At 31.1% G+C, this 21,736-nt stretch carries 23 protein-coding genes; 11 read left to right on the top strand and 12 right to left on the bottom strand.

The genetic code is table 11. From position 1 onward, the window contains the following. Positions 1-39: 39 nt before the first annotated feature. Both H1R17_RS02285 and H1R17_RS02280 read right to left on the bottom strand, forming a co-directional pair. Positions 40-801 carry an ABC transporter ATP-binding protein gene (locus H1R17_RS02285; RefSeq protein WP_163431653.1) on the bottom strand — a complete coding sequence of 254 codons (762 nt, stop codon included), beginning with the start codon at positions 799-801 and terminating at the stop codon, positions 40-42. Beyond that, positions 801-1,541: an ABC transporter permease gene (locus H1R17_RS02280; RefSeq protein ID WP_163431654.1), complete on the bottom strand. Its 741-nt coding sequence runs from the start codon at positions 1,539-1,541 to the stop codon at positions 801-803. The genes H1R17_RS02285 and H1R17_RS02280 overlap by 1 nt, the downstream gene beginning before the upstream one ends. A gap of 111 nt (positions 1,542-1,652) precedes the next feature. On the opposite strand from H1R17_RS02280, the gene H1R17_RS02275 reads away from it, so the two are divergent. Genes H1R17_RS02275 through H1R17_RS02265 form a run of 3 tightly spaced genes read left to right on the top strand, consistent with a single transcriptional unit; the run spans position 1,653 to position 5,538 of the window. Further along, positions 1,653-2,582: a glycosyltransferase family 2 protein gene (locus H1R17_RS02275; RefSeq protein ID WP_163431655.1), complete on the top strand. Its 930-nt coding sequence runs from the start codon at positions 1,653-1,655 to the stop codon at positions 2,580-2,582. Positions 2,583-2,586: 4 nt separating this feature from the next. Further along, the gene (locus tag H1R17_RS02270) at positions 2,587-4,077 is read left to right on the top strand and encodes a glucosyltransferase domain-containing protein (RefSeq protein ID WP_163431656.1); all 1,491 of its coding nucleotides are present in this window, start codon (positions 2,587-2,589) and stop codon (positions 4,075-4,077) included. 12 nt (positions 4,078-4,089) lie between these two features. Beyond that, complete coding sequence (locus H1R17_RS02265; protein ID WP_163431657.1) at positions 4,090-5,538, top strand: glucosyltransferase domain-containing protein; 1,449 nt, start codon at positions 4,090-4,092, stop codon at positions 5,536-5,538. A 3-nt stretch (positions 5,539-5,541) separates the two neighbouring features. On the opposite strand, the gene H1R17_RS02260 is transcribed toward H1R17_RS02265, so the two are convergent. Both H1R17_RS02260 and H1R17_RS02255 read right to left on the bottom strand, forming a co-directional pair. Beyond that, positions 5,542-6,390: a glycosyltransferase family A protein gene (locus H1R17_RS02260; protein ID WP_163431658.1), complete on the bottom strand. Its 849-nt coding sequence runs from the start codon at positions 6,388-6,390 to the stop codon at positions 5,542-5,544. A 1-nt stretch (position 6,391) separates the two neighbouring features. Further along, positions 6,392-6,913, bottom strand: coding sequence for a class I SAM-dependent methyltransferase (locus tag H1R17_RS02255; protein WP_163431659.1), 522 nt, complete (start codon positions 6,911-6,913; stop codon positions 6,392-6,394). 75 nt (positions 6,914-6,988) lie between these two features. Here H1R17_RS02255 and H1R17_RS02250 point away from each other — a divergent pair, with 75 nt between their 5' ends. From H1R17_RS02250 to H1R17_RS02235, 4 genes are all read left to right on the top strand, one after another. Beyond that, the gene (locus H1R17_RS02250) at positions 6,989-8,464 is read left to right on the top strand and encodes a lipopolysaccharide biosynthesis protein (RefSeq protein ID WP_163431660.1); all 1,476 of its coding nucleotides are present in this window, start codon (positions 6,989-6,991) and stop codon (positions 8,462-8,464) included. 74 nt (positions 8,465-8,538) lie between these two features. Next, positions 8,539-8,865, top strand: coding sequence for a DUF4870 domain-containing protein (locus H1R17_RS02245; RefSeq protein ID WP_163431661.1), 327 nt, complete (start codon positions 8,539-8,541; stop codon positions 8,863-8,865). Positions 8,866-8,954: 89 nt separating this feature from the next. Beyond that, positions 8,955-9,239 (top strand): hypothetical protein, encoded by a 285-nt coding sequence (locus H1R17_RS02240; protein WP_163431662.1) that lies wholly within the window; start codon positions 8,955-8,957, stop codon positions 9,237-9,239. Positions 9,240-9,245: 6 nt separating this feature from the next. Continuing rightward, complete coding sequence (locus tag H1R17_RS02235) at positions 9,246-10,271, top strand: hypothetical protein (protein WP_163431663.1); 1,026 nt, start codon at positions 9,246-9,248, stop codon at positions 10,269-10,271. Here the strand turns inward: H1R17_RS02235 and H1R17_RS02230 are convergent. From H1R17_RS02230 to H1R17_RS02210, 5 genes are read right to left on the bottom strand one after another with little or no spacing between them, the layout of a single operon-like run. After that, on the bottom strand, positions 10,268-10,780 hold the full coding sequence (locus tag H1R17_RS02230) for a hypothetical protein (protein ID WP_163431664.1): 513 nt from the start codon (positions 10,778-10,780) through the stop codon (positions 10,268-10,270). The two genes, H1R17_RS02235 and H1R17_RS02230, sit on opposite strands and share 4 nt — an antisense overlap. A gap of 7 nt (positions 10,781-10,787) precedes the next feature. After that, positions 10,788-11,525: a hypothetical protein gene (locus H1R17_RS02225; protein WP_163431665.1), complete on the bottom strand. Its 738-nt coding sequence runs from the start codon at positions 11,523-11,525 to the stop codon at positions 10,788-10,790. Between the two features lie 53 nt (positions 11,526-11,578). Then, a complete protein-coding gene (locus tag H1R17_RS02220; RefSeq protein WP_163431666.1) occupies positions 11,579-11,875 on the bottom strand; it encodes a hypothetical protein in 297 nt (98 codons plus the stop codon). After that, a complete protein-coding gene (locus H1R17_RS02215) occupies positions 11,872-12,393 on the bottom strand; it encodes a HEAT repeat domain-containing protein (protein WP_163431667.1) in 522 nt (173 codons plus the stop codon). The genes H1R17_RS02220 and H1R17_RS02215 overlap by 4 nt, the downstream gene beginning before the upstream one ends. Before the next feature lie 3 nt (positions 12,394-12,396). After that, positions 12,397-13,170, bottom strand: coding sequence for a hypothetical protein (locus H1R17_RS02210; protein ID WP_163431668.1), 774 nt, complete (start codon positions 13,168-13,170; stop codon positions 12,397-12,399). A 193-nt stretch (positions 13,171-13,363) separates the two neighbouring features. Here H1R17_RS02210 and brnQ point away from each other — a divergent pair, with 193 nt between their 5' ends. After that, on the top strand, positions 13,364-14,665 hold the full coding sequence (brnQ, locus tag H1R17_RS02205) for a branched-chain amino acid transport system II carrier protein (RefSeq protein ID WP_163431669.1): 1,302 nt from the start codon (positions 13,364-13,366) through the stop codon (positions 14,663-14,665). A 47-nt stretch (positions 14,666-14,712) separates the two neighbouring features. Here the strand turns inward: brnQ and H1R17_RS02200 are convergent, their stop codons facing one another. Continuing rightward, entirely contained in the window at positions 14,713-15,210 is a 498-nt protein-coding gene (locus H1R17_RS02200) for a hypothetical protein (protein ID WP_163431670.1), read from the bottom strand. Positions 15,211-15,293: 83 nt separating this feature from the next. Beyond that, positions 15,294-15,860, bottom strand: coding sequence for a hypothetical protein (locus tag H1R17_RS02195; protein WP_163431671.1), 567 nt, complete (start codon positions 15,858-15,860; stop codon positions 15,294-15,296). A 148-nt stretch (positions 15,861-16,008) separates the two neighbouring features. Here H1R17_RS02195 and lpxD point away from each other — a divergent pair, with 148 nt between their 5' ends. Next, entirely contained in the window at positions 16,009-17,007 is a 999-nt protein-coding gene (gene lpxD, locus H1R17_RS02190; protein ID WP_163431672.1) for a UDP-3-O-(3-hydroxymyristoyl)glucosamine N-acyltransferase, read from the top strand. Between the two features lie 9 nt (positions 17,008-17,016). Then, positions 17,017-17,469 carry a hypothetical protein gene (locus H1R17_RS02185; RefSeq protein ID WP_163431673.1) on the top strand — a complete coding sequence of 151 codons (453 nt, stop codon included), beginning with the start codon at positions 17,017-17,019 and terminating at the stop codon, positions 17,467-17,469. A gap of 145 nt (positions 17,470-17,614) precedes the next feature. Here H1R17_RS02185 and H1R17_RS02180 read toward each other — a convergent pair whose 3' ends face one another. After that, complete coding sequence (locus tag H1R17_RS02180; protein WP_163431674.1) at positions 17,615-18,673, bottom strand: 3-oxoacyl-ACP synthase III family protein; 1,059 nt, start codon at positions 18,671-18,673, stop codon at positions 17,615-17,617. A 780-nt stretch (positions 18,674-19,453) separates the two neighbouring features. Here H1R17_RS02180 and H1R17_RS02175 point away from each other — a divergent pair. Then, the gene (locus tag H1R17_RS02175; RefSeq protein WP_163431675.1) at positions 19,454-21,733 is read left to right on the top strand and encodes an NADP-dependent malic enzyme; all 2,280 of its coding nucleotides are present in this window, start codon (positions 19,454-19,456) and stop codon (positions 21,731-21,733) included. Positions 21,734-21,736: the final 3 nt, after the last annotated feature.

The raw sequence follows: 21,736 nt of genomic DNA, 5'->3' as shown, positions 1-21,736 counted from the left end.
GTACTAATATTAAATGAAAAATCGAGAAAAAATCTCGATTTATTTATTTGCGTGGAAACGACGAATTTCTTTTAAAAGTTCAGAAGAATAAACAAAATCAACAATATCCTCATTATCAGTTTTCATGATTTCTTCGCTATTTCCTTCCCAAACTAATTTTCCGTTTTTAAGAAATACAATATGTTCGCCAATTTGTAAAACTGAGTTCATATCGTGTGTGTTAATAACGGTTGTGATACCATATTCGTGCGTGATTTCTTGAATTAATTCATCAATTACAATCGCCGTTTTGGGATCAAGACCTGAATTAGGTTCATCACAAAATAAGTATTTAGGGTTGTTTACAATTGCGCGAGCAATGGCAACACGTTTTTGCATACCTCCTGATATTTCTGAAGGCATTTTTGTGTTGGCATCAATCAGTTTAACTCGGTCAATTACTTCTTGAACACGCGTTTTAATCTCAGCATTACTTTTGTTGGTAAACATTTTTAAAGGAAAACCAATATTCTCTTCAACTGTCATAGAATCGTACAAAGCACTTCCTTGAAAAACCATTCCCATTTCGGTTCTTAATTTGGATTTTTCTTTAGGATCTAAAGTTGCAAAATCTCTACCATCAAACAAAATTTGTCCGCTATCAGGCATGTGTACACCCAATAATGTTTTTAACATTACTGTTTTACCAGACCCCGATTGGCCAATAATTAAATTGGTTTTTCCAGGTTCATATGTAGTGGTAATGCCTTTTAAAACTTCTTTATCATCAAAAGATTTTTTTAAATTTTTTACTTCTATCATTAGGTTAACAATAACTGAGTTAATATATAGTTACAAACAATGATGGATACGGATGTCCACACAAATGCTTTTGTTGATGCTTTACCCACTTCTAAGGCGCCGCCTTCCATGTAATATCCATAAAATGAAGGAACAGTTGCTAGAATAAATCCAAAGCAAGCTGTTTTTATAAAAGCATATACAATATGAAAAGGAGTGAAATCGTCTTGTAAGCCTTTCACAAATTCTTCGGCTGCTAAATATCCACCAAACGATCCTGCAATGTATCCTCCTAAAATTCCAATAAACATACTTAAGGCAATTACAAAAGGGTAGGTGATGGATGCTACTAATTTAGGAAAAACCAAATAATTTAAAGGATTAATACCCATAACTTCTAAGGCGTCAATTTGCTCAGTAACACGCATGGTACCAATACTAGATGTAATATAAGAGCCCATTCTACCAGCCATAATGATAGAAACAAATGTTGGCGAAAATTCTAGAATAATAGATTGTCTGGCAGTAAAACCAATTAAATATTTAGGTATAATGGGGTTGTTTAAGTTCAAGGCAGTTTGAATGGTAACAACCGCACCAATAAAGAATGATAAAAAAGCTACAATACCTAAAGATCCAATAATTAATTCATCAATTTCTTTAAAAATAAGGCTTTTCATGATGCGCCATTTGGTTGGACGTCTGAAAATTTCGCCCAGCATTATGAAGTATTTCCCTATGTTTGATAACATTTTAATCATAAAACTTGTTTAATGTGCTAAATTACCAAATTAAATTTATTTTGGTTTGCTAAAATGTAAAGATATATTTTAAAAAATGTATTTTTGGTTTGCTTTTAATGAAAAGTACTTATGAAACAACTCACTTTAATTATTCCTGTTTATAATGAAGAATTAAGTATTCCTGTTTTTGTTAAAGAGTTTAGGGAGTTTTATTCAGAATTGCAAGTAAAAGGATATGCAACAGAATTATTGTTTGTAGATGATGGTAGTAAAGATAATACGTGCCATGTATTAACAAAGCTTGCACAAGAAAATGATGATATTAGCGTTTTGATTTTTTCTCGAAATTTTGGAAAAGAAGCCGCTTTATTTGCAGGTTTAGAGAATGCTAAAGGCTCTATTGTGATACCTATGGATGTGGATTTACAAGATCCTTTTGATATGATTCCTTTGATGATTGATGAATATGAAAAAGGAGCTGATGTTGTTTTAGCAAGAAGGATTAACCGTAGTAACGATCGTTTTTTGAAACGATTTTCAGCCCAATGGTTTTATCGATTAAATAATAAAATGTCATCTTTAAAACTGGAAGAAAATGTCGGGGATTTTAGATTAATGACACAGCAAGTAGTTAATGAAATAATCAGTTTGCAAGAAAATCAACTTTTTATGAAAGGCTTAATGAGTTGGGTGGGTTTTAATACAGCCATTGTAGATTATGTGAGACCTAATAGAAAAGAAGGCAAAACAAAATTTAATTACCGTAAATTATGGAATTTGGCGGTTCAAGGAATAACCTCATTTTCTACATTACCTTTAAAAGTTTGGACGTATTTTGGTAGCATCATTGCTTTTATTTCTTTTTTATACGGATTAAAAATCATAGTAGAAAAACTTTTCTTCGGTATTAATGCTTCTGGTTATGCCTCTTTAATGGTTGCAATTCTTTTTTTTGGTGGAGTGCAACTAATAGGAATTGGTGTGTTAGGTGAGTATTTAGGACGTACCTATTTAGAAAGTAAGCGTAGACCAAAATATATTATAAAAAATAAAATATAAATTAATGATAGGCAGGTATTCACATATAGAAAGCTTTTTTGATAAACAGTCTTATTCCAAAATATTATTAATTCTTTTTTTAAGCTGTTTCTTTTATATTCTACCTATTGTTTTAGCAAATACTTTTTATATTGATGATATGAACAGAACGGTTGAAGGTTTTAACTGGAATCGTGATGGTAGGTTTATATCTTCAACCATAATGCATTTGCTTTCAAGTCAGGCTCAAGTAGTTTATAGTTTATTTCCTTATTCAACTATTTTTAGTACTTTTTTATTAGCTATAAGTGGTTTTTTATTAAGTTATACTTTAGGAATACGTAGTAAATTTCAATTGTTTTTATCAGGCTTAATTATAGCAACATGTCCATTTTTGTTAGAAATACTTACGTATAAATTCGATTGTTTACCCATTTCACTTTCTATATTTTGCGCTGTTTTACCTTTTGTATTGTATGAGAATAAAATCCGTTTTTTTATAGCAAGTTTTTTATTACTGTATTTAATTTTTGGATTATACCAAACAACAGCATTTTCGTATGCCATTATATTATGTTTTTTTTTAATAAAAGATATTTGGCAAGAGCAGTATAAACAGGCTTTTATTAATGGCAGTTCGGCTTTAATCAGCTTTGTTTTAGCTTTTTTATATTATAAATTTAGATTAAATCAATACGGCGTTGAAATTGTTGATGCGCAACGAAGCGAGTTTATTTTTAATCAGCCAGATACTTATAATTTATTAATACAAAGGTGGAATGGATTTAAAGATTTATTATATAGTTTAATAAAATCGTCATATAAATATGCATTTTTCATTGCAAGCATTCCTGCTTCTTTTGGAATAATTTTCTTTTTAACGAAACAAAAAAAGTCAATAAAAATAATACCAAAGCTATTCGTTACAATAATCTTAATCCTTTTTATTTTAGTATTAGCTGTAAGTATAAATTTAGTGGTTATGGAAGCTCGCTGGAGCCCTAGAAGCTTATTAGGCTTTTCTTTTGTTTTGTTGTTAGGATATTATGCTGTTATACTATTGCCAAAAAAAATAGCTGCATTAGCTCAATTCGCTTTTTTACCCATGTTGTTTTATTCTTTTTTAATATCGTCTCAGTTAGGAATTTTTCTAAAAAACCAAGATGAATATTCAGAATTTATTATGGCAATGATTGCACCTGAACTTTTAAATCATTCCGATTTAACATTAGTAATTGATGGAACAATTCAATACGCTCCAAGAAATGCTACAGTAAGAAAGGAAACATTGCCTTTTATTTACAAGTTAGCTCCACTTTATGAGAGTTATGATTTTTATATGGGGATTAGGCGCTTAAATAAATATGGAATTTTTGCTAATCATTATATTTCAGGAAAAAAGTTTGATCAAATTCTTGAAAATAAAGAAGCGTTACCAATTGTAAAAAAAAATAAACTTTATACCTTAAGAATTCAACCACCTTATGCTGTATTAGAGTTTCATAAAACCAAGTAATTAAAAGAGCAAATGAAAATAAAAGAACTAAATGATTTAATACAAGACAAAAAATCTTTATACATTACATTATTATTAAGTCTTTTTTATATACTACCCTTATTAATTGCGAATGTATATTATAGTGATGACCACTCAAGAATTCTTTACGGACATGGGTGGAACCATGATGCTCGATTTGTAAATAATTGGATTACTAAAATAACTTCTTTCTCTAAGTATACTTTTAGTTTATATCCCTATAGCCTTGTTCTTTCTGCTTTATTATTAGGGTTTTCGGGGTATGTTTTATGTGAATTATGGGGAATTGAAAAAGGGAGAAAAGTTAAATGGTCTTCATTATTGCTCTTAATTTCACCTTTTTACTTGTCTAATCTTCCTTATAGATACGATGTGCTTTTCATGTCGTTGTCTGTTTTTTTTATGATTATTCCTTTTGCTTTTTTTGATAATAAAAAGAAATTTGTTGCGCTTTCTAGTGTTTGCTTTTTCTTAACTTTAGGATTGTTTCAGCCATCTATCACCATTTTTTTTGCTGTTGGAATTGTTTATCTAACTGTTTTTATTGAAAAAAACGAATTAAAAAGCTTTTTCATAAATGCACTGTTTTTTTTAATATCGTTTATTATTGGATACACCTTTTATCACTTAACCAAATCGGTTTTACATTTAGGTATTAATGATGATAGAATGGGGTTTATCTTTTTTGAATCAAATTTTAAAGAGCTATTAATAAATAAACTACTTACTTTCTATGAAATTTGTAAGCTGCTTTATGATACAAATTACTACTATATTTTAGTTGTTTCTTTTTTATTACTGCCTTTAATATCCGCTGTTCCGTTATTCTTAAAAAAAAATAATATCCTTTATATTTTAAAAATCATTACAGCAAGAGTAACACTTATTATAATAGCTTTGGTGTTAGTTATAGGTCCAAATCTTTTTATAAAAGCAGATTATTTGCCTTTAAGAGCTTTGCCGGGTTTAGGTGTTTTTATATTTACCATGATTTACTTTTCAAGAGATTTACAAGGTGTTTTTTTTAAATTATTTAGAGTATTGGTTGTGTTAAATACCTTGTTTTGTTTCAATTTAATGACTCAAACATCAAATGCTTTACAATTTCAAAAAGAGTATCAAGAAATGTTTGTGTATGATTTAAATGTAGTGGTAAGAACCTATGATATTAAAAAACTCATGTTTAAAGGTGATATAAGTTACGCCAGAAAATCATTTAGAATTTTAGAGCAGTTTCCTTTTGTTAAAACAGTAGTACTTAAAGAAATTGGACAAAATGCTTGGTTCTCCAAAGATGTTATTTCATTTAGCGGATTACAAGAACAGGTAGAATTTATTCCTTATCAAGAAACAGCTGTAACCTCCGAATTGGTTTTTAAAACATATGTTTATAATTTGTATAAAATAGAAGAAGGGTTTTATTTGTTAGAATTTAATTAAACCTCAAAATAATTTTTCTCTGATCTTCTTCCAGCGATATTTTCTAATAAATTTTGCTTGCTCTTTGGTTACAAGCATAGTTTTTTTAGATGATTTTGCTTTTAAAAAACCTTTTATGTAATCTAAAAAAAGTAATGGTTTGCCTTTGCGTAACGCTAATTTTAAACTGGCAATGGCTGTTATTAAAAAACCATAACCTAACGTATAAAAAGCTTCGCCTTGTTTGTATCTTGCGGATTGATTGTATGTAGCTCCGGTAGGTTTTAAATGTTTTACTTTTAAATTAGGCAAAGTAATAATTTCCCAATTGTAGTATCGGCATAACAATTCGTCAACGGTATCCCAACCCATTGCGGGTTGTAAGCCTCCAATTTGTTCAAAACAATCTTTTTTATATGCTTTAAAAGCTCCGCGAATATGATCTTTATCGGTAAGATTTTCTAAAATCCAAGTGCCATTTTTTTCAATATAAGCAAAACCGCCAACCATGCCAATTTTATTATTTGATTGAAAAGTGTTTACTATTTCTTCAAAATAATTGTTAGGAAGAATTAAATCGGCATCTAACTTAACAATGATATCAAACTGATTATCTAAAGACGAAAATCCTTTTTGAAAAGCTCTAATGACTTTACTTCCAGGTAAATGTTTGTTTTCTGAAGTGTTATAAACCGATGAAATCCAAGTGTGATTTGCAACATAGGTATCAATAATTTGTTGTGTATTATCGGTAGAATTATCATTTACAACAACAATTTTTTCTGGACGTTTGGTTTGTGAAACAATAGAAGCTAAGGTTTTTTCAATAAAAGCTTCTTCGTTGTAAGTAGGTATAACACAATAAATTTTCATATTATATTTTTTCGGCAACAACCATGTAATATCTAGGTGTAAACTTACGTAAAATAGGACGGATACCTAACTTGTTAACACCGTGTGCCCATTTTTTTCGATCGGTAATTTTATATCCACATTTTTCTAATAACCAGTCTAATTGCCAATCTTCAAATTCGTGGTAATGGCGGTCCCAAACATCGGTTTTACTTTTGTAAGCAGAAGAAAACCATAAACGCAAGGGCACAGAAATAACTATTTTTTTCGCTTTACAATTTTTTAAAACGGTATAAGGATTCAGTAAATGTTCAAAAATTTCAAAAGCAGTCATTACATCATAATGCGCATTTTTTAAAACCTCTTGATTTTCATCTAAATCTTCACCTGTTGTATTTTGTACTTTGTAGCCATCAGCTTTCATTATTTTTGACAACGGATTTTCTACACCTAAATCTAAAATGGCAGCCTCTTTAGCTACATGCTTGTTCAAAAAATCAAGTGTAATTTGAAAACGTTTTTTAGGATAGGTTTTTTCGTACATACTGCAAAAATTAGATTGTCAAAAGTAAATAAAATCATATTAAAGATTAACGATTATATTTGTAAAAATTATAAAATGGATCACAAGTTTTCTACCAAACAAGCCTTTTGGTTTACCTTCATTAATTACATTGGGGTGGCAATTGGTATGGTATCCACTTTATTTATATATCCGCACGATAAAGATTTGTTGGGCATTATGCGTTTTGTTGATGGTTTTGCCCAAATTTTGTATCCAATTATGGTTTTAGGTGCATCAACCGCTTTGTTGAATTTTCAACCTAAACTAAATGACTATTTACAACGAAAACTTTTTTCGTACAGTTTGGTTTCTGTTTTAGGGATGATTTTTTTTAGTGCTATTGCTGTTTTGTTGCTTTATTGGATTGATGAATTTTTCTTTAAAGAAATTAAAAACAAAGAATATTTTATTTATGGATTTATTATAGCCATTTGTTTGGCTTATGTTGATGTTTTTAAACGACAGGCAACTAATTTACAGAAATTATCGATTCCTACTTTTTTTGAAAAAATTATTCCTAAAGTAGCCTTACCCGTTGTTTTTTTATTGATTGTACACCATTATGTGTCAGAAACAAAAGGTTTGTGGTTGTATGTTATATCGTTTGTGGTTATGTTTTTGGCCATAGGGAATTATTTGTTGAAACATTTTAAACCTGTTTATTCGTTACGATACCAAGATTTGTTTTCCGAAATTTCTAAGAAAAATTATTACCAATACAGTTTGTATGCTTTTTGTGCAAGTTTAGGTTCCTTTTTTGCTTTTAGGTTAGATTCGATTATGATTCCACAGTTCATATCAAACGAAGCTAATGGCGATTTTAATATAGGTGTAAACTTAGCAAATGCCTTAATGATTCCGGCAACAGGTGTTTTTGCTTTATACAGTCCAATTATTTCTAACGCTTTGAAAAATAATGATTTAAGTATTTTAAAAGTAAAGTATGCCGAAGTAGCTAAGAACTTATTTTTCATAGGAATTTTAATGTACGGATGTGTGTTATTAGGCATGAAAGATTTATTTAGTTTATTACCAACGGGCAGTAAACTACTACCAACGTTGCCAGTTTTATATATTTTAGGTGCAAATGTTATTTTAAATATGTCTACAGGGTTTAATACCGAAATTATTGCATACTCTAAATATTATCGCTTTAATTTAATTGCAATTCTTTTATTAGCGGTTTTAAATATAGGGTTCAATTTTTTCATTCTAACGCAAACATCATATGGTATTGTTGGTGTTGCCTGGGTTTCTTTATTCTCAATGTGTGTTTTTAATATAGCAAAAGTTATTTTTATTTATCAAAAATTTCAAATGATCCCTTTTTCAAGATCCTACCTAAAAGTAGTTTTTGTAGCATTAGCTTGCTTAAGTATTCTTTACTTTTTGCCTTTGAATTTTGACGTTTTTGGTTTTGTTGTAAAGTGTATTTTGTATGTTTTATTAGTGAGTATTACTGTCTTTTTTGCAAAATGGGTTCCTCATTTTAATGATTCAATAATGAATTTGAAAAGAAAAATGAAGTAATATTTAATAAAAAGAAGCATATTATTATTAAACCAATTTGTTTTTTTATATATTTAAAAAAAATTGTAAAAAGAATGGATAACAAAACAGTTTCAATCGTTTCGTATATTACCATCATTGGTTGGGTAATAGCTTATTTAGTAGGTAAAGACAATTTAGATGCTTTTGCCAAATATCATTTACGCCAAAGTTTTGGGTTGGGTATTAGTGCTTTAATTGTAGGCTTTATCATTGGTATTGTTGTGTTTATTTTACCTGTTTTAGGTTTAATAACTTGGGTAATTAATGTGTTTTTCTTTGTATTGTTTATTGTAGGTATTATCAATGCAGTAAACGGACAAATGAAGCCTTTACCTATTATTGGAAAAATGTTTGAAGATAAATTTTCTTTTATAGGATAATTTTTTAAACAATAATCTAAAAGCATCTTATGAACAATAAGGTGCTTTTTTTTACATCAATAATTAAAATTATTAGCATACCAAATTGTATGAATAACTCTTTAAAAATAGCTCTAGCTTTTTTTCTACTATTGGCAATTGCCATTGTTTTACAATCGTATCTTATCTATATTGATACCGATGAAGTAATACAATTACTGTCAGTTCCTGCTTTACTTACCTTTTTAAGTATTGTTATTTGGATAGTTAGCGAGAAAAAAAGTGCATATAAAAAAGCTTTTAAAGTACTTTCTATACTTTTTATTATTGCTTTTGTATTATGGTTTATATTCGTTCAGTATGCTATTGCCTTAGGTAGTGGCTGGAATCATTAATAGCGTATGAAACAAAGAATTGATTACATAAATACAGGTCTTTTGCTTATTTTAATAAGTATCGTATTTGTTTTTGTTCGACAATTAATGAACGATTCCTATTTTGATAAAAAGTCATGGAATATGGTAGTGAATGCAGAAGGTATTCAAGATAAACCCGTTCAAGTTATTAATGCAAAGTTTTCTAATTATACCGAAAATGGCGGATATCAGGAATTAGACGAATATCAAAGGTTTACCATTATTACGGAAAATAAGGATTTTTATGTAGGTTTTAAATCTTTTGATACTGAAAATAGTTTGTATCCCAATACTTTTGAATGCGAATGGTTTTCTTTTACCGATACTGTAAATTATCAGTTAAAAGAAACAATTGCAATTGATAAAATTCAAAAAGCGATAAAAAATATTAAAAATAAAGGACTGAAAGATGTTGCTTTTTGCGCTACTTTATTACCTAAAGGAAAGGTTGTTATTTCGGTTGGAACTGAAAATCCTAGTGAAGACTATAATAAAACCTACACTTTAATACCGATTGATACTCTGCAAGCTAAAACAGTAAAAAGCGATTTTACAATTCTTAAAAACAGAGATAGTCGTCTTGAAAACATAACTACCTTAAATGATTTTATGGCAGTTTTTACCAAAAAACGGAAGTGGTATTTTTTACTTGCATTGCCATCAAATGAAAAAGTGTATGCTTTATTTTTAAACGATTATAGTGATGGATCAATTAACAAAGATGCAAATTATAACGAAGTTACTTTGCCAAAAGAAAGGTTGTTGCCAAGAGATTTTCAATTGCAATGGCAAACCAGTGAAGATGAATTTTTTAGAACCGATTGGCAGTTTAATGCAAACGAGTTATTAGATGCTTTTAAAAAGCTAGAAGCATTAAGTCCTAACGAAGCGGTTAAAATAATGTTTGTTAAAACAAACGATGTAAATACGTATCAGGTATTGTTGTCTAATAGTAAGGAAACCATTACATTAAAGAATGCCATTAAAAGCGAAGTTACTGATATGAACTAATCAAGCATATTTAAATCGAAGGTTTGTTGCTCTTGGTTAGATGAACAAATGTTTAAAGTATGATTGTTACCTATTAAAACATCTTTAAAACGAATGGACGTATTTGGGGATTTTAAAGTGTGTACTTTATTGTTCTCTAGATTTTTAATAATAACTTCAAAACTAGCAATGACTATTAAAAAATGCTGATGATAAAAGTTTTTAATAAATGTAGCTGCTGAAAGTGTTAAGTTGGGCAAAGATATTTTTTGTAAGTTATAGGTATTTATTACAAAATGATTGCTTTCTTTAGGTACATACATCCATTTTTTATCTTCAGATACAGGTACATAATCGTTTAAATAAAAAACAATAGTATTGATATCTTCAAAATAAATGTGGGTTTGATCTAAGTTGTTTATCAATAGTTTGACTTTGTACAACATGCGACCATTGTTAGGCTCAATAGCATCAACACAAACCAATTCTCCAACACCTTTAGAGGTGTTAAACGTATAAATAGGATCCATAAATCAATTAAATAGCTGATGCGTTAAAATAACGATACCCTATTTTGTGAACGGCATCTTTAACAGCTTCTTCATCGATTGTTTTGTGCACAAAAAGCACATATTCATCCGATTCTGTATCAATAAAGCCCATTTGTAATCCTTTTTTGTTAAGAACGGTATCAAAATCTTGAAAAACATTGTCGTATGATACTGATGCTCGTTTATCATAACTGCTCGCTTTAGGTAAAGGGAGTGTAGTGTTATAGGTATCTTGTAAAATGGTAGTTAAAAACCATTCTAATGATTCAATTTCTTCTTTCCAGTCTAAAGCTGTTATAAAATGAATTTTGCTTTTATCTAAATAATCCATCACATAATTCAACGTAGTATAATGATACTCGTCTTCAGAATAATCACGTAAATTTTCAATAAAAGGTACTAATTGTTCTTGCGTTTTGGGCAAAGTACATAGTTTGGCTAACTCTATATAGCCTTGTTTTTCATCTTCTTTGGTGAGCGGATAATTGTTTTCAGCATAAGCCTCATGTTCTTCATCCGTTAAAGTAAAATTCGGAAAATGGTCTGCTGATGGTTGCGTAGGCGTGTTTTCTTTTTTTAAAATTATATCCTTATTCCAAATTAAAAAAGCAAATAAACCAGCAAAAGCAATTAAGAATTTAAAGTTTAAATGGTATATTAAACTAAGTGTAACAGCAATTATAACATATAATGCAAGCAGTGTATAAAATAGGTTTTTCTTCATAAGCGAAAAGGTTTTTAAGCTACAAGTTACTTTTTGCATTGCATGAGGTAACTTTATTTTACTGTTTTAACAACTTGTATTTTTGCTGTGTTTTTTTCAATACCAATCGATATTTTTTCTTTTGTAAGTAGGCTTTGCTTTAAAAGCTTTAAATTTTGTTCAAAATTTTTATTGCTTTTTGCCAAGTAAAAAGCCTGTGCTTTCATGCCAATTTGCACAATATAAGTAGAGTCGGTTTCTACGTTTACTTGTTCTATAATTTCATTTTCATACCATTGCAGGTTAGCCTCTTGTTTAGGAGCACATGCAAAGAAAAAAGGGAATACTAATATTAGAATACTTTTTTTCATGACTTCATTACTTTTTTTAAGGCATCGGTATACTTCTTTTTCACACCATTATTTTCTTCTGTTTCTACTAAACGTTCAATTTTAGGTAATAAGGTGGTATTATGCTTTGTTTTTAATTTTAAAATTTCGCCCAAAGCATAAGCGGTAGCCCAACGTGGTACAGTACCTTCATGATTTGTGTTTGTTAATAAATATTCAATAGCCTTATCTAAATTGTTAGGATATAAATGTGCTATATTGCCGATAACCTTAGCGCTTTCCCACTTTAAACGGGGTTCATTGCCTCCTAAAGTATGAATAACATATTCCAAAACATTTTCATTAGCAATAGTTGCATTGGTTTTGGTAGCATATTCTATAGCTTCTATACAACTTGCTTGGTTTACAGCTTTTTGAGTATCGGCAAAGGCTAGTAATTCATCAATAGGTAATTGGTTGTTTATTAGCCAATCGCCAATGATGCTTACTTTTTGTTTTGCTTTAATGGTTTTATCTTGAAATACTTCTTCTATTGTCATTTTTTAGTTTTTTGGGATTCCTATTAAATATAATATTTTTCCTGTTCCTACTTTAATTTTGCTTACTTGCCAATTGTATTTTTCGTGATTTTTTACTTTTAATATCAATTCATTCATTTCTTCAATAGAATAGGTTCTCAAAGATGATACCATTCCATCCCAACAAATTAAAAGAGGAACAATTGGTATTAAATAGGTAAAAATAATGCGACCTATTTTAAACGGACGAATAAAAGGGGTGACTAACAAAACAGAAATAGGCGAAAGCAACATGCCTAAAATACTGGCAAAACTTCGCTCTTGTGCTTCAAATATAGCAATGGGATTTTCAGAATCAACAGCGTTTTGTAAAATCAGCAAGGCATCGTTTGGTTTAAAATGATGAAACGATAAAAACTGCGTTCTAAATCCTTTTAAATGACTAGGCAGTTTTCTGGCATCAATTGGTTGGCTTTCATAATCAATATTGTCAAATTGTTTTTTAACCGATTCAAAAGCAGCGATGTTAGGATAAAAATCGGTTAGGGTAACATTGAAATTTGGAATTCGTTTCTTTAAATCGTTATTCAAACCAATAATAGCACCACCAGCACCAGAACAAATATCAATAATGGAATCTGTTTTGCTGGTTTTCATCATTTCTTCCATTACAGGTAAAATAGGATTGAATAAACCTGTTTTATTTGCCATGAATTGTAAAAAATCGGTCATATAATCGCGTATAAACGATGGAAACCAACTTTGATCTTCAAATTCGAATAGATGAATGCGCTTCATGTTTTACAATTTGTTTTTAATTTTTTAAGCGTTCATGCTTAGTGGATTAACCAAACACAAAGCAGTAACTTTATGATGTTACTGTTTAAATAAATAAGGTGTTTAGTAAACAAAAATAACATTTGTATTATAATAAATGCAGGGTATGGATAAAAAATAAGTAATTTGCATGTTTTTGCTCACTATTTTTAAAATGAAGAATTCAAAATTAGCTAGTATTATTACTATGGGCTTTGCCCTTTTTGCTATGTTTTTTGGTGCAGGTAATTTAATATTGCCTCCATATATAGGATTAAATGTTGGAACCAATTGGCCGCTAGCCATTTTAGGTTTTGTAATTACAGGTATAGTAGCGCCTTTTTTAGGATTGTTAGCAGTTACAAAAAATGGATTTACTTTTTCTGATTTAGGCAAAAGAACACACCCTGTTTTGGTGTTGATTTTAGCTACCATTATTATGCTAAGTATTGGCCCTTTAGTTGCTATTCCGCGTACTGCTGCAACTACTTTTGAAATGGCTTTAAAACCTATTTTTCCTGAAATGAATGCCATAGTAGGCGCTGTACTTTTCTTTACAGTTATTTTGTTGTTGACCATATCACCATCAAAAATTGTTGATATTATAGGAAAATATTTAACACCTGTATTGGTTGTTTTGCTTTTACTGTTAGTTGTTTTGGGTATTGTAAATCCCGTATCATCAGCACAAGAAATAGCTATTTCAGCACAAGAAAGTTTTCAGTTAGGGTTTGATCAAGGATATCAAACAATGGATGTATTGGCATCGGTAGTTTTTGCAGGTATTATTATTTCTGCTGCTGTAGAAAAAGGGTATACAACGGCAAAGCAACGGGTACATATGGTTATTTTATCGGGTATTGTTGCTGTTTCGTGTTTGTTTATTATTTACGGTGGGTTAATTTATTTAGGCGCAACATCGGGCTACGCAGTTGGAGAAGATGTATCAAGAACGGAATTGTTATTAAATATCTCTCAAAATATTTTAGGAAGTTATGGTACCATTGCAGTTTCTGTTGCCATTGCTTTGGCGTGTTTAACAACGGCAATTGCTTTAACCGCTGCATTTGCCTCTTTTACAGAAAAACTAACAAAAGGCAAAGTATCCTATAAAGTAAGCATTGTACTTTGTACTCTTGTTTCTATGTTTTTTGCAGTAAAAGGTGTTGATGAAATTATTGCCTATGCAGGTGCTTTGCTCAATTTTGTATATCCTATAACATTTGCTTTGGTATTATTGATCTTATTCTTTGGAGGTAAAGTAAAACAAAGAGCACCTTATGTGGTAGCAATGGTTGTGGTTTCTATACTATCATTAATTTCATTACTAATTAGCTTTGAAGTTAGTTTTCCTTTGTTAACAAAAATGCACAGTCAAATGCCTTTGGTAGAGCATAATTTAGAATGGATGTTGCCTACTTTTGTTGTTTTTATATTGGTTGCTTTGTTTACAAAATCAAAGAATATTGTTGAGTAAGTAATCTTAAAGCATAAAAAAAGAGCGCCTTTAAAGGCGCTCTTTTTTTATGCTTTAAGAAGCGTTTCTAAGGCTTTTTTGTACTTTTCTACGTTCTCTTTCTCTATTGGTTTGCTATTTGTTAATTCAATTCTTCTTACATCAATTTTTTTATTAGCTTGTTCTTCTAAAAAAAATTTAGAGGTAGCGTTAGTTAATACTTTTTCTTTTAGAATTACAGTACAATCAACATCTAATAAACCTTTATGCTCTTTAGAGTCTTTAACTTCAATGGTATATTTTTCAATATTGTTTGGATTGAAGTTGAAATAATAATTTGATTCTGATGCTAGTTCTTTGTCAGAAAAAGGATAAGTAACTTTGATATTAAGCAGATAAGAAATAATATTTTCTTCTTCACTTAAAACTCCATTAAAGTTGGTACCTGGAGTAATAACTTCATTTGATAAATAAGGATTTAAAAAATCAATGGCCTCTTTCTTTGTTTGTGCAAAAGATTGAAATCCTAAAAGTAATAAAGTAATAATAGTGATGTATTTTTTCATAATGATGTATTTAGAGGTTTATTAATGTTTTTGTGTTGAAAATATTGTGTAAATAACTTGTTGTAAGATACTGTTTTTATTTCTTAATGCATACAACCAATATAAACTTTTGATTTTTGCACGGTTGTTTTAGGATATGTATTTTTCAAAACCATTTGCAAACTATCGGCACTTTTTTTGTTAGCAAACATACCAGCAACCAATACCATTTGGGTAGGGTAGTGCTCTGGGTCAATCTCAATAGGTTCTTTGTAATAACTAGCGTATTCAATACTTAAGCTTAAATCTTCATACCTACGCGGATAGTAACTTCCTGCGTAAATTTCATCCTCATTATCTTTTGGTAGAATAATTTGATTCAGCTGAGTATCATAATACCTGCCTAAAGTATCTATGTCAATAGCAAATTGTTTGTGAATAGCCAACATATCATTATGCAAAGCTTTGTAGTTTTTGCTACTGTTGGTAATGACCAAATAGTAATCGGCATAAGATATAGCTTCTAAAGTATCATTAACTTCAGTAGCTATTGCATTGGTGTCTTTTACCATAGTAGAGGTACTTATTTTTTTCTCGGCAACCATTTGTCTAGGAGTTGTATGGCAACTAAAAAACACTAAACCAAGTAAACTTAATAAACACGTTTTCATTTAAAAACTAATTAGATGAAGCTAATTTACATTAGTTTTTTTAAATATGTACAACCAAGTTAGCAGATGAAAACATAAAATTGTAGGATTTTTAAACATAAAGTAGTTTATTTGATGTGAAAAATAACTAAAACCTGTTTGTTATCTAATGAAAGCATATTCTATTTCTGAAATAAATACTATTTTAAAAGGGACTATTATTGGTAGTACTGACCAAAATATTACATCAACTGAAGAACTAACCAGAGCCAAAGTAGGCGATATTTCTTTTATTGGAAACAAAAAGTACGAGAAGCTTTGGGCAACTTCTAAAGCCAGTGTTGCTGTGGTAAATAAAGATATATCTATTGAACCAGGCGATAACCGAGCGTTTATTCAGGTAAGCGATGCCGATTTAGCAATGAGTCAGGTTTTGGAATTATTTGCATCACCAATGCCCGAGTTTTCTACAGATATTCATCCAACAGCTACTATTGATGCAACAGCTAAAATTGGTAATGGCGTAAAAATTGGTGCAGGTTGTTATGTAGGGCCACGTACCGAGATTGGCGATGGTACTATTTTATACCCTAATGTTACCGTGTTTGATGATTGCGTTATTGGCAAGCAAACCGTTATTTGGTCGGGTGCAGTTATACGTGAGCGTTCTAAAATAGGGCATCAATGTATTATTCACCCTAACGCAGCTATTGGTGCTGATGGCTTTGGATTTCGTCCGTGTGCAGAGCGTGGTTTGGTAAAAATTCCTCAAATTGGCGATGTAGTAATAGGCAATCAGGTTGAAATTGGTGCTAATGCATGTGTTGATCGTGGTAAATTTAGCTCTACCATTATTGGCGATGGATGTAAGATTGATAATTTAGTACAAATTGGTCATAACAGTCAGTTGGGTATGTTCTGTATTATGGCGGGTAATAGCGGTTTAGCAGGATCGGTTACCTTAGGAAACGGCGTTATGATTGGCGGTTCGGCATCTATTAAAGACCATACTACTATTGGCGACAGAGCCGTGATTGGAGCAGGTTCTGGAGTTACTGGCGATGTAGAAGCGGGTAAAACCATGTTGGGTTACCCAGCTTTAGAAGCACGTGATACGTTGAAACAATGGGCTATTATGAAACGTTTATTAAATGATAGTAAGAAGTAAGCTTTTGTTATGATAAAAAACGTATTTCTTTTCTTCATTTTAAGTTTTTTTATAGTTGGTTGTTCAACTTATCAAGTTTCATTTGATGTTAAGAAAATGCGTTATTATGATAGTCATAATTATACTGTTTTTTTAAATAATGTTCACTGTACAGTTTCAGATTTATCATACTTAGACAGTTCTATTATAAAGAAATTGACAGTTGACAAAAAGAATAAAGTTTTAAAGATATCAACAAATAATAGCCAATTAATAAAAGGAAAAGAGATTGCTGATAAGTTAAATTTTAAATTTGATTTAGTTATTTTGAATGGTGTTCCTGCTTCAGTTGATAGATTTATTAATAGCTTTTATCTGAAAAATTCAATAAAAATTGTAAAGCGAATTAGTAGAGATACAATTCAACCTAAAGTTCATCGTTATTTGGAAAATGACGTTTTATGGTTTGAGTATGATTACTAATAAAACTAAAGGATAACTTCAAAACAACTATAAAGCTTTAAAAATGTGAACAATGGGCAATTACGAAACGATTGTTGAATGATAGTAAGAAGTAAAACCAAACATAAAATCAATATTAAAAAGGTTCAGCAACTGCTGAACCTTTTTAATATTGATAAATAAGGGCGTTAATATTCATGCCTGCTCCTACAGAGCATATTATGGCTATATCGCCGTGATATATTCTATGGTTGTTAATTTCTTTGTTGCGTAATGTATCAATAAGCGTAGGTATGGTAGCCACACTACTGTTGCCTAGTTTGCCAATAGTCATGGGCATTATGTTTTCGGGTACTTCCATTTCAAACAATTTATAGAAACGATGCACAATAGCTTCGTCCATTTTTTCGTTGGCCTGATGAATCAATATTTTTTTTACCTGATCAATTGTAGCACCGCTTTTCTCTAAACAATCTTTCATTGCCAATGGTACATGCGTTAAAGCAAACTCATAAATTTTCTTACCATACATTTTAATGTATCGAACATCCGGATTATGGTCAGTATTGTACGATTTTCCAAAATGAATATAATCCGCTTCGTTTAAGGTATACGATGCCGTTTCATGTGCCATAATACCACCATCTAAACTATTAGCTTCTACCACAACGGCACCAGCGCCATCGGCATAAATCATGCTGTCTCTATCGTGTAAATCAACCACACGCGATAAAGTTTCGGCACCAATAACCAAGCATCTTTTGGCAATACTAGCTTTAATAAATGCATTGGCTTGTATTACGCCTTCAACCCAACCAGGACATCCAAAAAGCAGATCATAAGCAACGCATTTAGGATTCTTAATTTGGAGTTGCTTTTTTACGCGGGCAGCCAAAGTAGGTACCGCATCTGATTGTATTGTACCAAACTTTACATCGCCAAAATTATGGGCAAAAATAATATAGTCTAATGTTTCAGGGTTTATTTGTGCATCGGTAATAGCACGTTGAGCAGCAATTAAACCAATATCTGATGTTACCAAATTAGTTTCAACATACTTGCGTTCTTCAATACCCGTGATGTCTTTAAGTTTTTCGGCAATATGTTCGCTCTTTTGTTTTAAAGCAACACCTTGTTCATTTAAGAACTCGTAATCTTTAAAATAAAGATTGGTAATAGTTTGTGTAGGTATGTAACTACCTATACCAATAAATTTACTTGCCATTTATAGGGTTGTATTATCTTGAATTCTTTAAAGGTAACCATTTATTGTTATAATTGTATGTATGCATAGTATTTTTTTGAAAAGAAGACTCGTTTTGTAAATGTGTTGTGTTTTTATTAAATAATGAGTATGTTATTAAAACAAAGGAAGTCTATCCAACAACACAAAGTTTGTCAATCAGTAGGATTCTCAATAAACAATATAGTTTCATTCAAATTTTTAAATCTCCTAATCACTCTTTTCTCTAATATTTTAATCTTTATTCCAAATACTCCCAACGGCACTGCGATTTCTTTGTAGCTAAGCTGGCTGCAACCCCCATGTGGTACAAGCGTAACCACCACAGACTTTAACAGCATAAAGGTAAACGTGTGCCCTAACCCAACTACAGATATCATAAACATAGAAGCACCCGAAACCTTGCAAAGCTATAAGCTGTACAATGTGTTAGGGAACAAGTACAAAAAGGTTTATTTACTAACACTAATCAAATAAGTCTACAAGGTGCAACCGCATATGCCTATTTTAATAAAGTAACTTCACAGTAAGGTAGTGTAGCTATGGTAAAGGTTGTTAAGAAGTAGTTTTACAGTTTAATGTCAAAAGTAACAACAAGTTCTCAACAAGCTCGAACAAAAGCAAACCTGTAAATCTAGAGTTCAAAGCAATGTATTTTAAAACGAACATTTCGTTCACAAAAAATTAAAGATAAAAAGTAGATAATTTTTTTTGATGTTGTTGTAAGGTTGGTATATTTGTTACTTATCAAAAATTGACATCATGCACAAAGATTCAAAAAGAAGAGAAGCTTTATTATATCATGCAAAACCAAAACCTGGTAAAATTGCAGTAGTTCCAACAAAACCTACAAGTACACAACGCGATTTAGCTTTAGCGTACTCTCCAGGTGTAGCAGAACCTTGTTTAGAAATTGAGAAAAATCCTGAAAATGCGTATAAATATACCGCAAAAGGTAATTTAGTAGCCGTAATATCTAACGGGACTGCCGTTTTAGGTTTGGGCGATATTGGTGCACAGGCATCTAAACCTGTAATGGAAGGTAAAGGTTTGTTGTTTAAGATTTTTGCAGATATCGATGTTTTTGATATTGAAGTAGATACTAAGAATATTGATGAATTTATTACAATTGTAAAAGCGTTAGAGCCTACATTTGGAGGTATTAACTTAGAAGATATTAAGGCGCCTGAATGTTTTGAGATTGAAAGACGTTTAAAAGAAGAAATGAACATTCCGGTAATGCACGATGACCAACATGGTACAGCAATTATTTCTGGAGCAGCTTTAATTAATGCTTGTGAATTACAAAATAAAAACATTAAGGATGTTAAAATTGTTGTAAGCGGTGCAGGTGCAGCAGCAAATTCGTGTACGCAAATGTACGTTTCGGTTGGGGCAACAAAAGAAAACATTGTAATGCTTGATAGTAAAGGTGTTATACGTGCCGATCGCGAAAACTTAGACCCATCAAAAGCTGTTTGGGCAACCAACCGCAACATTAATACCTTGGAAGATGCTATGAAAGATGCCGATGTTTTCATTGGTTTATCGGCAGCAAATGTCTTAAGTCCAGAAGCTTTAAATACCATGGCACCAAACCCAATAGTTTTAGCTATGGCAAATCCAAACCCTGAAATTGCTTATGATTTGGCAATGGCAACACGTTCTGATATTATCATGGGTACGGGACGTTCTGATTTTCCTAATCAGGTAAACAATGTTTTAGGTTTTCCGTTTATTTTCCGAGGTGCATTAGATGTTCGTGCAACAAAAATTAATGAGGAAATGAAATTGGCAGCTGTGTATGCTTTGGCTAAATTGGCTAAAGAAACAGTACCTGAACAAGTTAATATTGCATATGGAGAAAAAAAATTAAGTTTTGGTAAAGATTATATCATTCCTAAGCCATTTGACCCTCGTTTAATGAGCGAAATTCCGCCTGCAGTTGCAAAAGCTGCTATGGAATCGGGTGTTGCGTTAGAGCCAATAACTAATTGGGAAGAATATCGAAACGAATTATCAGATCGTATGGGGTCAGATAATAAGTTGGTTCGCTTGTTAATGAACCGCGCTAAGATGGATCCAAAGCGAGTGGTGTATACTGAAGCAGATCAATTGAATGTATTAAAAGCAGCGCAAATTGCTTATGAAGAGGGTATTGCTGTGCCTATTTTATTAGGAAACAAAGAAATTATTCTTGAATTAAAAGAAGAAATTGGTTTTGACGCCGATGTTTTAATTATTGATCCTAAAACCAAAGAAGAAGCAGAGAAACGCGCACGATATGCTGAGAAATTCTGGACATCAAGAGAGCGTAGAGGTGTTACGTTATTAGATGCGCAAAAATTAATGAGAGATCGTAGTTATTTTGCATCTATGATGGTTTTAGAAGGTGATGCCGATGCCATGCTTTCAGGATATTCTAGAAGTTACCCAACCGCTCTAAAACCTATTTTAGATTTAATTCCTAGAGTGAATGGAGTCTCAAAAGTAGCGTCAACCAATTTAATGTTAACACGTCGTGGACCTATGTTTTTGGCTGATACCGCTGTAAACCCAAATCCAACATCAGAAGAAATAGCTAAAATTGCTGCTATGACACATCATACGGTGAAAATGTTTGGTTTTGATCCGGTAGTTGCTATGATTTCTTACGGTAACTTTGGTTCTTCAAAAGAAGAAACACCTAGAAAAATGAGAAAGGCGGTTGAGATTTTACATGAGCAACATCCAGATATGATTGTGGATGGTGAAATTCAAATGGATTTTGCTTTGAATCAAGAAATGTTAAAAGATAAGTTTCCGTTTTCTAAATTGGTTGGTAAAAAAGTAAACACATTGGTGTTTGCTAATTTAGATGCTGCTAATACCACGTACAAAATGCTGAAAGAATTAAACGGCGCAACATCTATTGGCCCTATTTTATTAGGATTAGATGCGCCTGTACACGTTTTTCAGTTAGGCGCAAGTGTTGATGAAATGGTGAATATGACTGCTGTTGCTGTTATTGATGCACAAGAAAAAGCGGTAAGAAAAAAGTAACAT

The organism is Flavobacterium sp. xlx-214 (assembly GCF_013874595.1).
Taxonomy (GTDB): Bacteria; Bacteroidota; Bacteroidia; order Flavobacteriales; family Flavobacteriaceae; genus Flavobacterium.
This window is presented reverse-complemented; position numbering and strand designations above follow the sequence as displayed.

What these genes read in the sequence shown, in the direction of transcription:
- H1R17_RS02285 (WP_163431653.1), bottom strand. Translation starts at nt 801, where the DNA reads ATGATAGAAGTAAAAAATTTAAAAAAATCTTTTGATGATAAAGAAGTT.
- H1R17_RS02280 (WP_163431654.1), bottom strand. Translation starts at nt 1,541, where the DNA reads ATGATTAAAATGTTATCAAACATAGGGAAATACTTCATAATGCTGGGC.
- H1R17_RS02275 (WP_163431655.1), top strand. Translation starts at nt 1,653, where the DNA reads ATGAAACAACTCACTTTAATTATTCCTGTTTATAATGAAGAATTAAGT.
- H1R17_RS02270 (WP_163431656.1), top strand. Translation starts at nt 2,587, where the DNA reads ATGATAGGCAGGTATTCACATATAGAAAGCTTTTTTGATAAACAGTCT.
- H1R17_RS02265 (WP_163431657.1), top strand. Translation starts at nt 4,090, where the DNA reads ATGAAAATAAAAGAACTAAATGATTTAATACAAGACAAAAAATCTTTA.
- H1R17_RS02260 (WP_163431658.1), bottom strand. Translation starts at nt 6,390, where the DNA reads ATGAAAATTTATTGTGTTATACCTACTTACAACGAAGAAGCTTTTATT.
- H1R17_RS02255 (WP_163431659.1), bottom strand. Translation starts at nt 6,913, where the DNA reads ATGTACGAAAAAACCTATCCTAAAAAACGTTTTCAAATTACACTTGAT.
- H1R17_RS02250 (WP_163431660.1), top strand. Translation starts at nt 6,989, where the DNA reads ATGGATCACAAGTTTTCTACCAAACAAGCCTTTTGGTTTACCTTCATT.
- H1R17_RS02245 (WP_163431661.1), top strand. Translation starts at nt 8,539, where the DNA reads ATGGATAACAAAACAGTTTCAATCGTTTCGTATATTACCATCATTGGT.
- H1R17_RS02240 (WP_163431662.1), top strand. Translation starts at nt 8,955, where the DNA reads ATGAATAACTCTTTAAAAATAGCTCTAGCTTTTTTTCTACTATTGGCA.
- H1R17_RS02235 (WP_163431663.1), top strand. Translation starts at nt 9,246, where the DNA reads ATGAAACAAAGAATTGATTACATAAATACAGGTCTTTTGCTTATTTTA.
- H1R17_RS02230 (WP_163431664.1), bottom strand. Translation starts at nt 10,780, where the DNA reads ATGGATCCTATTTATACGTTTAACACCTCTAAAGGTGTTGGAGAATTG.
- H1R17_RS02225 (WP_163431665.1), bottom strand. Translation starts at nt 11,525, where the DNA reads ATGAAGAAAAACCTATTTTATACACTGCTTGCATTATATGTTATAATT.
- H1R17_RS02220 (WP_163431666.1), bottom strand. Translation starts at nt 11,875, where the DNA reads ATGAAAAAAAGTATTCTAATATTAGTATTCCCTTTTTTCTTTGCATGT.
- H1R17_RS02215 (WP_163431667.1), bottom strand. Translation starts at nt 12,393, where the DNA reads ATGACAATAGAAGAAGTATTTCAAGATAAAACCATTAAAGCAAAACAA.
- H1R17_RS02210 (WP_163431668.1), bottom strand. Translation starts at nt 13,170, where the DNA reads ATGAAGCGCATTCATCTATTCGAATTTGAAGATCAAAGTTGGTTTCCA.
- brnQ (WP_163431669.1), top strand. Translation starts at nt 13,364, where the DNA reads ATGAAGAATTCAAAATTAGCTAGTATTATTACTATGGGCTTTGCCCTT.
- H1R17_RS02200 (WP_163431670.1), bottom strand. Translation starts at nt 15,210, where the DNA reads ATGAAAAAATACATCACTATTATTACTTTATTACTTTTAGGATTTCAA.
- H1R17_RS02195 (WP_163431671.1), bottom strand. Translation starts at nt 15,860, where the DNA reads ATGAAAACGTGTTTATTAAGTTTACTTGGTTTAGTGTTTTTTAGTTGC.
- lpxD (WP_163431672.1), top strand. Translation starts at nt 16,009, where the DNA reads ATGAAAGCATATTCTATTTCTGAAATAAATACTATTTTAAAAGGGACT.
- H1R17_RS02185 (WP_163431673.1), top strand. Translation starts at nt 17,017, where the DNA reads ATGATAAAAAACGTATTTCTTTTCTTCATTTTAAGTTTTTTTATAGTT.
- H1R17_RS02180 (WP_163431674.1), bottom strand. Translation starts at nt 18,673, where the DNA reads ATGGCAAGTAAATTTATTGGTATAGGTAGTTACATACCTACACAAACT.
- H1R17_RS02175 (WP_163431675.1), top strand. Translation starts at nt 19,454, where the DNA reads ATGCACAAAGATTCAAAAAGAAGAGAAGCTTTATTATATCATGCAAAA.